The 14,104-nt window shown below is 70.2% G+C and carries 12 protein-coding genes; 4 read left to right on the top strand and 8 right to left on the bottom strand.

The genetic code is table 11. The features are described 5' to 3' along the window. Positions 1–52 precede the first annotated feature (52 nt). The 4 genes from qcrB to ctaE are packed head-to-tail and all read right to left on the bottom strand — an operon-like array spanning position 53 to position 4,240. Positions 53–1,738: a cytochrome bc1 complex cytochrome b subunit gene (qcrB, locus tag EXU48_RS21890; protein WP_133109822.1), complete on the bottom strand. Its 1,686-nt coding sequence runs from the start codon at positions 1,736–1,738 to the stop codon at positions 53–55. Continuing rightward, complete coding sequence (gene qcrA / locus EXU48_RS21885) at positions 1,735–2,775, bottom strand: cytochrome bc1 complex Rieske iron-sulfur subunit (protein ID WP_133109821.1); 1,041 nt, start codon at positions 2,773–2,775, stop codon at positions 1,735–1,737. The genes qcrB and qcrA overlap by 4 nt, the downstream gene beginning before the upstream one ends. After that, positions 2,772–3,551 (bottom strand): cytochrome bc1 complex diheme cytochrome c subunit, encoded by a 780-nt coding sequence (qcrC, locus tag EXU48_RS21880; RefSeq protein ID WP_133109820.1) that lies wholly within the window; start codon positions 3,549–3,551, stop codon positions 2,772–2,774. The genes qcrA and qcrC overlap by 4 nt, the downstream gene beginning before the upstream one ends. Before the next feature lie 50 nt (positions 3,552–3,601). After that, positions 3,602–4,240 (bottom strand): aa3-type cytochrome oxidase subunit III, encoded by a 639-nt coding sequence (gene ctaE / locus EXU48_RS21875; RefSeq protein WP_235857194.1) that lies wholly within the window; start codon positions 4,238–4,240, stop codon positions 3,602–3,604. 335 nt (positions 4,241–4,575) lie between these two features. Between ctaE and EXU48_RS21870 the strand changes: the two genes are divergently transcribed. Continuing rightward, on the top strand, positions 4,576–5,010 hold the full coding sequence (locus tag EXU48_RS21870) for a response regulator (RefSeq protein ID WP_133109818.1): 435 nt from the start codon (positions 4,576–4,578) through the stop codon (positions 5,008–5,010). Positions 5,011–5,014: 4 nt separating this feature from the next. Then, positions 5,015–6,088 carry an anthranilate phosphoribosyltransferase gene (gene trpD, locus EXU48_RS21865; RefSeq protein WP_133109817.1) on the top strand — a complete coding sequence of 358 codons (1,074 nt, stop codon included), beginning with the start codon at positions 5,015–5,017 and terminating at the stop codon, positions 6,086–6,088. Between the two features lie 33 nt (positions 6,089–6,121). On the opposite strand, the gene EXU48_RS21860 is transcribed toward trpD, so the two are convergent. The 4 genes from EXU48_RS21860 to EXU48_RS21845 form a co-directional block, all read right to left on the bottom strand. Further along, complete coding sequence (locus tag EXU48_RS21860; RefSeq protein ID WP_133109816.1) at positions 6,122–6,403, bottom strand: Lrp/AsnC family transcriptional regulator; 282 nt, start codon at positions 6,401–6,403, stop codon at positions 6,122–6,124. Between the two features lie 215 nt (positions 6,404–6,618). Then, the gene (locus EXU48_RS21855; RefSeq protein WP_133109815.1) at positions 6,619–8,619 is read right to left on the bottom strand and encodes a DEDD exonuclease domain-containing protein; all 2,001 of its coding nucleotides are present in this window, start codon (positions 8,617–8,619) and stop codon (positions 6,619–6,621) included. 120 nt (positions 8,620–8,739) lie between these two features. After that, the gene (locus tag EXU48_RS21850; protein WP_133109814.1) at positions 8,740–10,569 is read right to left on the bottom strand and encodes an AMP-dependent synthetase/ligase; all 1,830 of its coding nucleotides are present in this window, start codon (positions 10,567–10,569) and stop codon (positions 8,740–8,742) included. Positions 10,570–10,685: 116 nt separating this feature from the next. Then, the gene (locus EXU48_RS21845) at positions 10,686–11,234 is read right to left on the bottom strand and encodes a hypothetical protein (RefSeq protein ID WP_133109813.1); all 549 of its coding nucleotides are present in this window, start codon (positions 11,232–11,234) and stop codon (positions 10,686–10,688) included. A 186-nt stretch (positions 11,235–11,420) separates the two neighbouring features. Between EXU48_RS21845 and EXU48_RS21840 the strand changes: the two genes are divergently transcribed. Together EXU48_RS21840 and EXU48_RS21835 are read left to right on the top strand one after the other, a co-directional pair. Next, the gene (locus EXU48_RS21840) at positions 11,421–12,668 is read left to right on the top strand and encodes a pyrophosphate--fructose-6-phosphate 1-phosphotransferase (RefSeq protein ID WP_133109812.1); all 1,248 of its coding nucleotides are present in this window, start codon (positions 11,421–11,423) and stop codon (positions 12,666–12,668) included. 82 nt (positions 12,669–12,750) lie between these two features. Beyond that, positions 12,751–14,103 carry a class II 3-deoxy-7-phosphoheptulonate synthase gene (locus EXU48_RS21835; protein WP_133109811.1) on the top strand — a complete coding sequence of 451 codons (1,353 nt, stop codon included), beginning with the start codon at positions 12,751–12,753 and terminating at the stop codon, positions 14,101–14,103. The last annotated feature ends 1 nt before the right edge of the window (position 14,104 follow it).

The raw sequence follows: 14,104 nt of genomic DNA, 5'->3' as shown, positions 1-14,104 counted from the left end.
GCATCAGGCCCGTCCGGCTAGCGGGTGGGTCTTCCCCACCGTATCCCGGGGTTCAGTGGGTTCGCGCCTCGAGTTCGCGAGCATCCCGCTCCTCGGACGCGGGCAGGGCGTCGTGGGCGCCGGTGGCGTGCGCGGCGACCAACTCGGCCGGGGTCACCGGCTCGACCCGCTCCTCGTAGAAGAAGCGCGAGAACTTCTGGCGGCGCAGCTCCTTCTTGTGACCGGGGCGGCGAACACCGTTGGAGTCCTCGGCCGGCTCGATCTCGAGCGGACGCTCCGGCTGCGGGCCGACCAGCACCCACCGTTCGAAATCGTCCAGCGGCTTGTGCACCTCGGCGTACTCGCCGGAGGCGAACCGGACCACACGGCCCGTCTCGTGGCCGTGCAGGACCAATTCCCGGTCCTTGCGCTGCAGGCCGTAGCAGACCCGCTTGGTCACGATGAACGCGACCACGGGGAGCACGAAGAACAGCACCCGGAACGCCCAGGTGATCGCGTTCAGGGACAGGCTGAAGTGCGTGGCGATGAGGTCGTTCGAGCCGGCCGCGAGGAGGACGAAGAACACGCTCAGCACGGCCACGATGATGGCGGTGCGGGTCGGCGCGTTGCGCGGCCGGTCGAGCACGTGGTGCTCGCCGGTGTCCTTCGTGGCGTAGTTGTGGATGAACGGGTACGCACCGAGGACGGTGAACAGCACGCCGGGGACGACCACGGCCGGGATCAGGACGCTCATCGGGACGGTGAAGCCGGCGATGACCACCTCCCAGCTCGGCATCAGCCGCAGCGAGCCCTCGAGGAAGAGCATGTACCAGTCCGGCTGGGCGCCGGCCCCGACGAGCGCCGGGTCGAACGGGCCGTAGTTCCACACGTTGTTGATGCTCATCGTCGCGCCCATGAGGCCGAGGATGCCGAACACGATGAAGAAGAAGCCGCCGGCCTTGGCCACGTAGATCGGGAACAGCGGGAACCCGACCACGTTCTTGTTCGTGCGGCCGGGACCCGGGTACTGGGTGTGCTTGTGCCAGAACACCAGGAACAGGTGCACGGCCACGAGCGCCAGGATCAGCCCCGGGATGAACAAGATGTGCAGCGCGTACATCCGGGGGACGACGTCCATGCCGGGGAACTCGCCGCCGAACACCATGAAGCTCAGGTAGGAGCCGATGATCGGGATGGACCGCACCACACCGTCGGTGATCCGCAGGCCGTTGCCGGAGAGCACGTCGTCGGGGAGGGAGTAACCGGTCAGGCCCGCCAGCAGGCTCGTGATCAGCATCAGGAAGCCGATCAGGTAGTTGATCTCACGAGGCTTGCGGAACGCACCCGTGAACAGGATGCGGAGCATGTGGATCACCATGGCGCCCACGAAGATCAGCGCTGACCAGTGGTGCAGCTGGCGCATGAAGAGTCCGCCGCGCACATGGAACGACAGGTTCAACGTGGAGGCGAACGCCTCCGACATCGGCTGGCCCTGCATGGTCACCGGGAGGGCATCGTGCGGGTAGTGGATCTCGGTCATGCTCGGCACGAAGAACATGGTCAGGAACGTGCCGGAGATGATCAGCACGATGAAGCTGTACAGCGCGATCTCACCGAGCAGGAAGGACCAGTGGTCCGGGAAGAGCTTGCGGCCGAGCCCCTTGAACATCTTCGAGATCCCGAGGCGGGTATCGAGGAAGTCCGCCGTCGCGGCGATCTTGGGGTCCACCTTGGGGCCGGGGGCCAGGTCGGTGGTCATCGTTCACGCTCCCAGAAACTCGGGCCGATGGGCTCGTCGAAGTCGCGCTGGGCGACCAGGTAGCCGTTCTCATCGACATCGATCGGCAACTGCGGCAGCGCCCGGCCGGCGGGGCCGAACACGACCTTCGCCTCGTCCGTCACGTCGAACGTGGACTGGTGGCACGGGCACAGCAGATGGTGGGTCTCACGCTCGTACAGCGCGACGGGGCAGCCGACGTGGGTGCAGATCTTCGAGTAGGCCACGATGCCGTCGTAGGACCAGCTCGCCCGCTCCTCGGTCTCCTTGAGATCCTGGGGGTCGAGCCGAACCAGCAGGACGACGGCCTTGGCCTTCTCATCGAGGTAGTTCGGGTGCTCCGGAAGGTTCCACGGCATCACGTGGAACAGGCTCCCTACGGTGACCTCCGCGGCCTTGATGCGACGGTTCGTGGGGTCCGTGGCGAGGTAGACACGGTCCCCGTTGTCGCCGGGGGCCCAGGCGGTCCGCTTGAACCTCGAGACGTCCCAATCGCCGCCGAGGTTGCCGATCAGTGGCACCAGGAACGGCAGCGGCGCCAGGGCGAGGGCCCCGCCGACGGCGCCCTTGAGCAGGGGCCGGCGGGCGATCGAGGCATCCCTGACGCCCTCGTTGAACATCTCCACCGCGGTGCCGCGAGTCTCCTCGTCGCCCGCGATCTCGTGCCGCTCCTCGACCTTGTCGTGGTCGTTCATGAGCGACTTGGCCCAGTGGATCGCGGCGACGCCGATGCCGAGCATGCCGAGCCCGAGCCCGACTCCGATGACGATCGTGGACAAGCGGGTGTTGCCCATGCTGCCGGCCTCGGGGTCGACCGGGATCGCGAAGTAGCCGACGATCGAGGCGATGCTGGCCAGCACCGACACGGTGAAGATGGCCAGGACGATGCGCTCGGAGAGCTTGTTGGCCTTCGGGTCCTCGTCGCCCAGGCGCGGACGGTGCGGGGGCAGGCCCGGGTTGGTGAACTGCTCCGGGTGCTCCACGACGTCGGTGGAGCGGTCGGTGTGCTCGATGGTCATGAGGAGCGCGCTCCGATCCAGACGGCAGCCCCGATCAGGAGGCCGAATCCGACGAGGAAGGCCCACACGCCCTCGGAGACCGAACCGAGCGAGCCGAGGGTGAAGCCACCGGGGTTCGGCTCACGCTGGGCCACGAGGAAGGCGATGATGTTCCGCTTGTCCTCCTCGGTGAGGTTCGCGTTGTTGAACACGGGCATCGACTGCGGCCCGGTGATCATCGCCTCGTAGATCTCGGTGGGGGTGCTGTCGTCGAGCGCCGGCGCGTACTTGCCGTTCGTGAGGGCGCCTCCGGCACCGACGAAGTTGTGGCACATGGCGCAGTTCGTGCGGAAGAGCTGCATGCCCTCCGCGGCGTTGCCAAGAGCGGGGTCGACCGTCTCCTCGTCCGGGATGCCCGGGCCGGGGCCGAGGCTGGCGATGTAGGCGGCGAGCTGACGAGCCTGCTCATCGGTGAACTGCGGCGGCTTCGCGCCGGCCTGCGGGGAGTCGGCATCCATCGGCATCCGGCCGGTGATGACCTGGAAGTGGACCGATGCGGCGCCGACGCCGATCAGTGAGGGCACGGTGTCCGAGCCCTCGGCGCTCATCCCGTGGCAGGTGGAGCAGTTCGTGATGAAGAGACGGCGTCCCTCTTCGATGTCATCGGCGCCCGCGGTGTTCGCCTGCGCGGAGCTCGGGGCGAGAGCGGCGTAGACCGCGCCGGTGAGGAACAACGCCAGGGTCATCAGGATGACCGGCGCCAACCGGTGCCTTCTGCTGGCCGCTAAAGCCTTCACTTGGTCAGATCCTTCGTTACGTCAGTTATGGGCTGGTGTCGGGGGAGGCGCTATTGCAGGAAGTAGATGGTGAAGAACAGCGCGATCCAGACGGCGTCGACGAAGTGCCAGTAGTAGGAGACGACGATCGCCGAGGTGGCCTCGTGCTCACCGAACCGGTGCGCCGAGAACGAGCGCAGCAGCACGAACAGGAACGCGATCAGTCCGCCGATCACGTGCAGCCCGTGGAACCCGGTGGTCAGGTAGAAGACCGAACCGTAGGTCGAGTTCTGGAAGGTCAGTCCCGCGTGGGCGAGCTCGGCGTACTCGAAGATCTGACCGGCGACGAAGAACGCGCCCATCAGGTAGGTGAGGATGAACCACTCGTTCATGCCCCACTTCCAGAACTGGAGCAGGCCACCGGAGCGGCGCTGCCGGAAGTTCTCGGCGGCGACCACGCCCATCTGGCAGGTGACCGAGCTGAGCACCAGGACCAGGGTGTTGGCGCCGGAGAACATGATGTTCAGGTGACCGGCGCCCTCGGCCCAGACCTCGGGTCCGGCGACCGAGCGGTGCGTGAAGTACATCGCGAAGAGACCCGCGAAGAACATCAGTTCGCTCGACAGCCAGACGATCGTTCCAACCTGCGCGAGGTTGGGTCGATTCACCGACAGGTGGGGGGTGCTGAGCTCAGTGGTTGCAGACGACACGCTGTCATTATGGCGCGAATGGCAACCCCGTGGCGCCTTCGGCACGCCCGGACCGGGGTTTGCCGCACGATGATGCCCAAAAGTGATGTCCGAGAGGCCGAAAACGTAGGCAGGTACTGACAAAAGTGCCAACGCCGTCACGTCCCCGTGGGCCCGGTCGAAGGACCCCTCGGGGCACCGCGCGCCGGGGCTTCGAAGGCGATCGGAAGCGCCGTCCGGGGTTCGGGTCCGACCCCGCGCCGGTGGCGTCTGCCGGGCCGGCGGAAGCACTAGCATGGCCGACAGGACTTCGGCGGCGACGTGAGCCACGCCGCCCAGTGATCGGGAGGACCACGATGACCGCTGCGCAGCACGAAGCCGCGCCCGCACCGCAGAAGCAGGAGACCGCCTCGGTCCTGCTCTACAGCGACGACTACACCACGAGGGACCAGGTGAAGGTCGGGGTCGGACGCCGGGCGTCGTTGGACACCGCCAAGATCGTCTGGACCGAGGCGGCCACCCCGGCCGCGGTGGTCGAGCACGTGGAGAACAACTCCTACGACCTCGTCATCCTCGACGGCGAGGCACCGAAGCACGGTGGCATGGGCCTGTGCCGCACGCTGAAGTCCGAGATCTACCGGTGCCCGCCGATCATGGTGCTCATCGCGCGCCCGCAGGACGCCTGGCTCGCGTCCTGGTCCGAGGCGGACGCGGTGGTCTCCTACCCGCTCGACCCGCTGGAGCTCCAGGAATCGGTCGCGGACGTCCTGCGCGCGCGGCTCGCACGTTGAGGCGATGACCGCACCCGCCGCGGACGAGGGCCGCACCTGGCCGGAGCTGATCGTGCGGCTGCTCGGCGGCGCGGACCTGTCCGCGGCCGAGACCTCCTGGGCGATGGACGAGGTGATGTCCGGGAACACCTCGCCGGTGACGCTCGCGGGGTTCCTCGTGGCTCTCGCCGCCAAGGGCGAGACCGTGCCCGAGGTCCGCGGCCTGGCGGACTCGATGATCGCCCACGCCGTCCCGATCGAGGTGCCCGGTGACGCCGTCGACATCGTCGGCACCGGTGGGGACCGCCACCGCAGCGTCAACATCTCCACGATGGCGGCGATCGTGGTGGCCGGTACCGGCATCCGCGTGGTCAAGCACGGCAACCGGGCGTCGTCCTCGGCGAGCGGCTCGGCGGATGTGCTCGAGGCCCTCGGGGTCCGGTTGGACCTCGATCCCGCGGCCGCCGCCCGGGTGGTCGGTGAGGCGGGCATCACGTTCTTGTTCGCGAACCATTACCACCCGGCGATGCGCCACGCCGCCGTGGCCCGCCGGGACCTGGGCGTCCCGACCGCGTTCAACGTGCTCGGGCCGCTGACCAACCCGGCGCAACCGCGGGCCGGCGCCATCGGGGTGGGCAACGCCCGGATGGCGCCGATCATGGCGGGCGTGTTCGCCGAGCGGGGCAACAGTTCGCTCGTGTTCCGCAGCGAGGACGGGTTGGACGAACTCGCGACGACGGCGCCCGCCCGGGTCTGGGAGGTCACCGCGGCCACCGGGGGACTCGTGCGTGAGCACGAGGTCGACCCTGTGACAGCCTTCGGGATGACGCGGGCCACCCTCGACGACATCCGGGGTGCCGACGCCACCTTCAACGCGGGCGTGGCCCGGGACCTGCTGGTCGGCCGGACCGGCGCCATCCGGGATGCGGTGCTGCTGAACGCGGCTGCCGCCCTGGTCGCGGACGGGACGCGACCGGGCACCGCCGAGGGTGACCTGCTCGGCCGGCTCCGCGCCGGACTGGCACTGGCCGCCGGGTCCATCGACGACGGTGCCGCGGCGGGTGTGCTCGAGCGCTGGGTCACGGCCAGCAACGCCTGACCGGCAGGGCGGGCGGGCACCCGCCAGAAGGACTCAGTCGGCCACGCCGAGGTCGAACGCCGCCTCGAGGTCGTGCCCCGAGTAGGTCTGGAACGCGATGTAGGTCTGGGTCCGGATGACCCCCTCCACCTTGCTGACCTTGTCCGCGATCACGCCGGCGAGTTCCTCGTGGCGGCGCACGCGCACCATCGCCACCAGGTCGATGTCCCCGGTGACGGAGTAGGCCTCACTGACGCCGTCGATGTCCGCGACCTCCTTGGCGACCTCGGGGATGCGGGCGGCGTCGGCGTCGATCAGGACGATCGCGGTGATCATGGGTCCTCCGTGGGTGGGAACGGATGCGGGTACGGGCCCATCATGCCGCGCCCTCACCCCCCGGGCGCGCCTCACCGGTCCCCGGCGCGGTGAGGCAGGCCCTCGTGCGCTGGGGCAGTCCGGTGCGCCCGGGGCCGGAGGGTCTGCGGGACCTGCTCGGGCGCGCGGGACTGCTTCGGCGGAGTTCGGGCGAGTGCGTGCGGCACCGGCCGGCGTCAGCCGGCCGCGGGACGGGCGCGCGTGGCATGGGTGGGCGCCGCGTGATCGGACGCGGGGGCCTCGGGGTGGTCGGCGGCCGGGATCACGGGGTGCTCTCCGGCGCGCCGGCCGAGGGCCGCGCGCTCGGTGTCCCGGGTCTGGGCGGCCTCGAGCTCACGCAGGTGGGCCGTCGCCCCGCCGACCGGCAGCGCCCAGCCGGGGGACTCGGCGGCGTCGAACTCGATCAGCCGGGCGCCGGGCCGTTCCAGCCAGCCCGTGATCAGCTCGGTCTCCTCGGCCGTCGCCGCCCCTCCGACGACGTCCGGCTGGGCCACCTGCTCGGCCCCGGCGAGCAGGGCCGAGATCGTCGGGTAGGGGCTGGTGTCCCGGGGGCTGATCGCGGTCGCCGCGAGCCGCCCGTACCGCACCACCACGATCTCCCAGCCGCCCTCGGCGTGCGCGCGGGCTGCCACGATCTGTCGGGCCCGCTGGACCGGGGCCAGTCGCTGCGTCCGCGCCGCCCCGCGCAGGAACGCGAGCAGCCGGTCCCGGTGCACTGCGGCCTCCTCGTACCGCTGCTGCAGGCTCAGGTGCCCGATCGAACGTCGTAGCGCCGCCACGACCGGGCCGGCGTCACCACCCATGATGGACGCGGCCGTCGCAACGCTGACCGGGTAGGGCGTCAGCACACCGTGCGGGCGCTCGGCCCCGATCCCCGGCAGACCCAACGACACGACCCCGGGCAGCCCTGGCTCGACCACGCCTCCGGCCGTGACACAAGGTGCGGCGCACCGCCCGAGCTCGGCGAGGACGCAGGCCGAGGCACCCGGGGCCGGAAGCCTGGGCAGGCGCGCCGTGCACTGGCGAAGGGGCACGGTGGCGAGGATGGCCTCCGTCGCCAGTTCGGCTCCCCGCCGGGAGGCGAACGGGCCGATCGCCCGGTCCCGCGCGGCCACCGGCACCGACCTCACGATCGAGAGCCGGGGGTGCGCCTCATCGGTCAGCCGGATCCACGGCCGGCGTTCCGGGGCCCGGGAGCGCCGGTTGTACGGGGGCTTGTGCTCGGCGATCAGGCGCAGTTCGCGCACGCTCGCCTCCAGGGGGGTGGCGCAGGGGATCGGGCGCACCCCGGTGGCCAGATCCACCATCTCCCCGATCCGGGCCCGCTTCTCCGCGGCCGTGAAGTAGCTGCGCACCCGCCGCTTGATGTTGACGGCGGTCCCGACGTAGAGCACCTCGTTCTTCGGCCCGAGGAACTGGTAGACGCCCGCCCCGGTGGGCAGGCCGTCCGCCAGGGTGGACTTGCGCCGCCGGGCGTGCGGCACCGGGTCTGCCGCGGTGGTCAGGTCCTCCAGGTGCGTGACCCCGAGCCCGCTCATCCGGGCGAGCAGGGCGTGCAGCACGTCGACGGTGGCGCGGGCGTCCGACAGGGCCCGGTGGTCCGGGGTGGTCTCGGCGTGGAACAGCGCCGCGAGGGTGCCGAGCTTGTGGTTGGGCGCCTCGTCCCGGGTGACCACCCGGCGCGCCAGAGCGACCGTGTCCACGACCTGCGGGCGTGGCCAGGACAGGTCCATCCGGGCGGCGGCGGCCTTGAGGAAGCCGACGTCGAACCGGGCGTTGTGGGCCACGAGCACGGCGCCGTGGGCGAACTCCAGGAATGCGGGCAGTACCTCGGCGATCGGTGGCGCCTCGATCACCATCGCGTTGGTGATCCCGGTCAGCACCGTGATCATCGGCGGGATCCCGACGCCCGGGTTGACGAGCGTCTGGAACTCGCCGAGCACCTCGCCGCCCCGCACCTTGACCGCACCGATCTCGGTGATCTCGCTGGCCGCGGGGGAGCCGCCGGTGGTCTCCAGGTCGACCACCACGAACGTCGCGTGGTACAGCGGCGTGCCGACGTCCTCGAGGGCGAGCTGCACCGGTGCCTGCCCGGACGCCTGGTAGGGGGAGCGCCCGGCGTCGCTGAGGTCGAGGCGCCGGCCGGGACGGGGCGGGTGCAGGAGGTTCTCGGCCATCCGTTCGAACGTTACGGCGCCGCACCGACAACGCCGGTGCGGCCACGCCGGGGAAGGTCCCGGTCGTGGCCGCACCGGCGTCGAGGGTGCGGCTGAGCCCGTGCCAGGGCCCCAGGGGCGTCAGGCGGCGTCGGCACCGTTCGTCGCGCGGGCCTTGGCGGCGTTGTCGTACATCGCCTCGATCCGGTCCGCGAAGTCGCGCAGCACCAGGTTGCGCTTCACCTTCAGCGACGGCGTCAGGTAGTCGTTGGCGATCGTGAAGTCGTCGAGCAGGATCTCGAACGTCCGGATCGACTCCGCTCGCGAGACCTTCGAGTTGGCCCGGTCCACCGCGCTCTGGATCGCGGCGATGACCGTCGGGTCCTTGGCCGCCTCCGCCACCGACAACTCGCCGACCTCGTGGTTGGCGAGCCACGTCGGCAACATCTCGGTGTCCAGGGTGACCAGCGCCGCGATGAAGGGCTTCTGGTCCCCGACCACCACGCACTGGCTCACCAGGGGGTGGGACCGGATCCGGTCCTCGAGCTGGGACGGCACCACATTCTTGCCGCCGGCCGTGACGATGATCTCCTTCTTCCGGCCGGTGATCTTCAGGTACCCGTCCGCGGTCAGTTCGCCGAGGTCCCCGGTGTGGAACCAGTCGTCGGTGAACGACTCGGCGGTGGCCTCGGCGTTGTCGTGATAGCCGCGGAAGACCGCGATCCCGCGGGCGAGGATCTCGCCGTCGGAGTCGATCTTCAGGCCGACGCCCGGCAGCGGCGGCCCGACGGTACCGATGACCGACTTGGCCGGCACGTTCACGCTCACGGGCGCCGTCGTCTCGGTCAGCCCGTACCCCTCGAGAACGGTCAGGCCGACACCGCGGAAGAAGTGCCCGAGCCGCTCCCCGAGCGGCGCGCCGCCGGAGATCGCGAACTCGGCCTGGCCACCGAGCGCGTTGCGGATCTTGTGCAGCACGAGCTTGTCCGCGAGCTTGTGCTGCAGTTTCAGCCCGATGCCGGGGCCGCCGGTGTCCAGCGAGCGGGAGTAGTCACCGGAGACCTTCGCCGCCCAGCGGAAGATCTTCACCTTGCCGCCTGCGGCCGCCTTCTGCTCGGAGCTGTTGTAGACCTTCTCGAACACGCGCGGCACGGACAGGATGAAGGTCGGCCGGAACGTGGCGATGTCCGCCATCAGCGTCTTCGTGTCCGGCGTGTGCCCCTGCGGCACACCGGCGGTGACGCAGAGCACCTCGACGAACCGGGCGAACACGTGCGCCAGCGGCATGAACAGCAGCGTCCGCGAGGCCTCGTGCAGGATCGACGGCCCGAGCGCCCCGACGGCGTTGCGGGTCAGCTCGACGAAGTTCGCGTGGGTGAGCTCGGCACCCTTGGGCCGGCCGGTGGTGCCTGAGGTGTAGATGATCGTGGCGAGATCGTCGGTGCGGAGCGCGTCGTAGCGGGCCCGGACGTCATCGTCGGACACGTCGGCGCCCGCAGCCGTCAGCTTCTCGAGGGCGCCGTCGTCGAGGACCCAGGCCGGCCCCACGCTCGGTGCGTCGGCGCGCGCCTCGTCGACCACGGCCAGGTGGCCGGCGTTCTCGACGATGATGGCCTTCACGCCCGAGTTGGACAGGATCCACGCGGTCTGGTCCGCCGAGGAGGTCTCGTACACCGGCACGGTCACGGCGCCGGCGTACCAGATCCCGAAGTCGAGCAGCACCCACTCGGCACGGGTCCGGCTCATCACGGCGACCCGGTCCCCGGGCCCCACGCCCGAGGCGATCAGCCCCTTCGCGATCGCCGACACCTTCTCGTGCATCTGCTGCGCCGTCATCGGGTGCCAGGTGGAGCCGCGCAGCTCTTCGATGAGGACTCGGTCCGGCTCCTTCGCGGCCCAGTCGGCGAGGATGTCCGGCGTGCTCATCTCCGGCGGGGTGTTGACGAGGAGAGGGGCCTCGTTCTGGTCCATGTGTCTGGCTCCTTCGGCAGTTGTTGAAACTAACGCAAGCGTACGTGCGCCCGGCGGCCCGTCGGCGCATCGACGCGACGATCGGCAGTGATCGCGGGGGAGAGATCCCGGTGCGCTCAGACTACGGCGCCATCGTCGTCCGAGGGATCCTTCGGCATCCGCCACAGCAGGATTCCCCAGCCGAGCAGGGAGCAGACCAGGGCACCCACGTAGAACAGTTGCGGCGCACCGGCCCACAGGATGAGGGCGAGCACCGTGGCGACCGGTCCGCCGATCGCACCGATCCAGGCCATGGTGACCAGGGGATCGGAACCGTCCAACGGTTCCGGCTCGGGTGGGACGAAGCCGTCGTCGGAGTCGTCGACGTCGTAGTCGCGGGGACCCGGCCCGACGGCGGAGGTCGCCTCGATCGTGTCCGGATCGTTATCGACGGGCTCGCCGGGCGGATCGCCCCGGTCACCGTCGTCGAGGTCGTCGCGCCCGTCGGCGGGATCAGCCGAGCGGTTCAGCCGCTCGAACTCGTCGGCCTCGGCCGTGACGCCCTCGCCGAGCGGTCCCAGACGTGCCGTGATCTCGGCCCAGCTCGCCTCGACGTCCGCGTCGCTGGGCTCGCTCGGGCCGTCTCCGGGACGCTGCTCACCGCCGCCCGAGGTGGGACCGTTCATGCCCTCACTCTAGGGTGCCTCGAGCCCGTTCGGGTCGGTGCTCGGTCCGCAGCCCCGGTGACCGGACCTCCGCGCGCGGCGCCGTCCCGCCCGGTGGGCCGGGGCAACCCACGGCCTGGCTAGCATGGGCGGGTCAGGCAGCTCAGCCACAGCACCACCATCCCCGCCCGATTGAAAGGCACAGCCATGTCGCAAGCCCAGCCGATCCGCCGGATCGCACTGCTCACCGCGGGCGGTTTCGCCCCGTGCCTGTCGGCGGCCGTGGCCGGCCTGGTGCGCCGCTACACCGAGGTCCTGCCGGACGCCGAGATCATCGCCTACCAGTACGGCTACCACGGTCTGCTCACCGGCACCTCGGTGGTCGTCGGCGCCGAGGCCCGCGCGCGGATCGACGTCCTGGACAACTTCGGGGGGTCGCCGATCGGGAACAGCCGGGTCAAGCTCACGAATGCGAAGAACCTCGTCGAGCGCGGCCTGGTCAGCGAGGGGCAGGACCCGCTCCAGGTCGCCGCCGAGCAGCTGCGCAAGGACGGCGTGGACGTCCTGCACACCATCGGGGGCGACGACACGAACACCACGGCCGCGGACCTGGCCGCCTACCTCGAGGACAACGGCTACCACCTGACCGTGGTCGGGCTGCCCAAGACCATCGACAACGACATCATCCCGATCCGGCAGTCCCTTGGTGCGAACACCGCCGCCGAGCAGGCATCGATCTTCGCTCAGAACATCATCGGCGAGCACCGGTCCAACCCGCGGATGCTGATCGTGCACGAGGTCATGGGCCGGCACTGCGGGTGGCTCACCGCGGCCGCGGCGCAGCGCTACCGGGCCTGGTGGTCGGAGCAGGAGTGGAACCCGGCGCTCGGCCTGGCCAAGGAGCGCTGGGACGTGCACGCCGTGTTCCTGCCGGAGCTCAAGCTGGACATGGCCGGCGAGGCCACCCGGCTGCGCGGCATCATGGACGAGACCGGCAACGTCAACATCTTCCTGTCCGAGGGAGCCGGGGTGCCCGAGATCATCGCCGAGCTGGAGGCGGCAGGCGAGGAGGTCCAGCGCGACCCGTTCGGCCACGTCAAGCTGGACACGATCAACCCGGGTGCCTGGTTCGCGAAGCAGTTCGCCGCTCTGATCGGCGCCGAGAAGACCATGGTCCAGAAGAGCGGCTACTTCTCCCGCTCGGCCAAGGCGAACGACGAGGACCTCGCCCTGATCCGACTGATGACGGACCTGGCCGTCGAGAAGGCGATCGCCGGCGAGTCCGGGGTGATCGGCCACGACGAGGAGAACGACGACGAACTGACCGTGATCGCGTTCCCGCGGATCGCCGGCGGCAAGGCGTTCGACACCGCCACGCCATGGTTCGGTGAGCTGCTCGGGGAGATCGGCCAGACCGCCGAGCCCACCGGCGTCGCCGAGCCCGGCACACACTGAGTCCCCGTCGTCACCCGAGGGCCCGTGCCGAGGGCCGGACGACGGTCCGGTCCGCCTCGGCGCGGGCCCTATCCTTGGTGCCGTGAGCGTTCTCCCTGACCCCGCGGTCCTCGCCGGCCTCGACTCCTTCCGCGACCTGGACGCGAAGCAGCAGCCGACCTGGCCGGACGCGCAGGCCCTCGCCGACGTGACAGCCACGCTGTCCGCGGTGCCGCCGCTGGTCTTCGCCGGGGAGGCGGACAACCTGCGCGAGCGGCTCGGTGCCGCGTCCCGGGGGGAGGCGTTCCTGCTGCAGGGCGGCGACTGCGCCGAGACGTTCAGCGAGCTCACCGCGGACAACATCCGGGACAAGATCAAGACCATCCTGCAGATGGCGGTGATCCTCACCTACGGCGCCTCGCTGCCGATCGTCAAGATGGGCCGGATGGCGGGCCAGTACGCGAAGCCGCGCAGCTCCGACACCGAGACCCGCGACGGCCTCACCCTGCCCGCCTACCGCGGCGACATCATCAACGACTTCGAGTTCACCGAGTCCGCCCGGATCCCCGACCCGAGGCGGCTGCTGGACGCCTATCACAACTCCGCGACCACGCTGAACCTGATCCGGGCGTTCACGCAGGGCGGGTTCGCGGACCTACGCCGGGTGCACGAGTGGAACCGCGGTTTCATGGCGAACCGCGCCTACGCCCAGTACGACACGTTCGCCGCCGAGATCGATCGGGCGATCCGGTTCATGCACGCCGCCGGCGCGGACTTCGAGGCACTGCGCACCGTTGACTTCTTCTCCAGCCACGAGGGCCTGCTGCTGGACTACGAGCGCCCGTTGACCCGGATCGACTCCCGCACCGGGCTGCCGTACGACTGCTCCGCGCACTTCCTCTGGATCGGGGAGCGTACGCGCCAGCTCGACGGCGCGCACGTGGACTACTTCTCCCGGGTGCGTAACCCGCTCGGCGTGAAGCTCGGCCCGACGAGCACGGGCGACGACGCCCTCGCGCTCATGGACAAGCTGAACCCCGACGGCGAGGCCGGGCGCCTGACGTTCATCACCCGGATGGGTGCGGGGAAGGTCCGCGACCTTCTTCCTGGCCTGGTCGAACGGGTGCGGGAGGACGGTCGCCCGGTGGTCTGGGTGTGCGATCCGATGCACGGCAACGGGTTCACGTCGGCCAACGGCTACAAGACGCGGCGCTTCTCGGACGTGATCGATGAGGTCCGCGGCTTCTTCGAGGTACACGCCGGCCTGGGCACCGTGCCGGGTGGACTGCACGTGGAACTGACCGGGTCGGACGTGACGGAGGTGCTCGGCGGCAGCGAGGAGATCGACGACCTCGCCCTGGCCCGTCGGTACGAGACGTTGGTGGACCCCCGTCTGAACCACCAGCAGTCGCTCGAGATGGCGTTCCTGGTCGCGGAGATGTTGCGGGGCCACTGAG

The organism is Occultella glacieicola (assembly GCF_004353825.1).
Taxonomy (GTDB): domain Bacteria; phylum Actinomycetota; class Actinomycetes; order Actinomycetales; family Beutenbergiaceae; genus Occultella; species Occultella glacieicola.
This window is presented reverse-complemented; position numbering and strand designations above follow the sequence as displayed.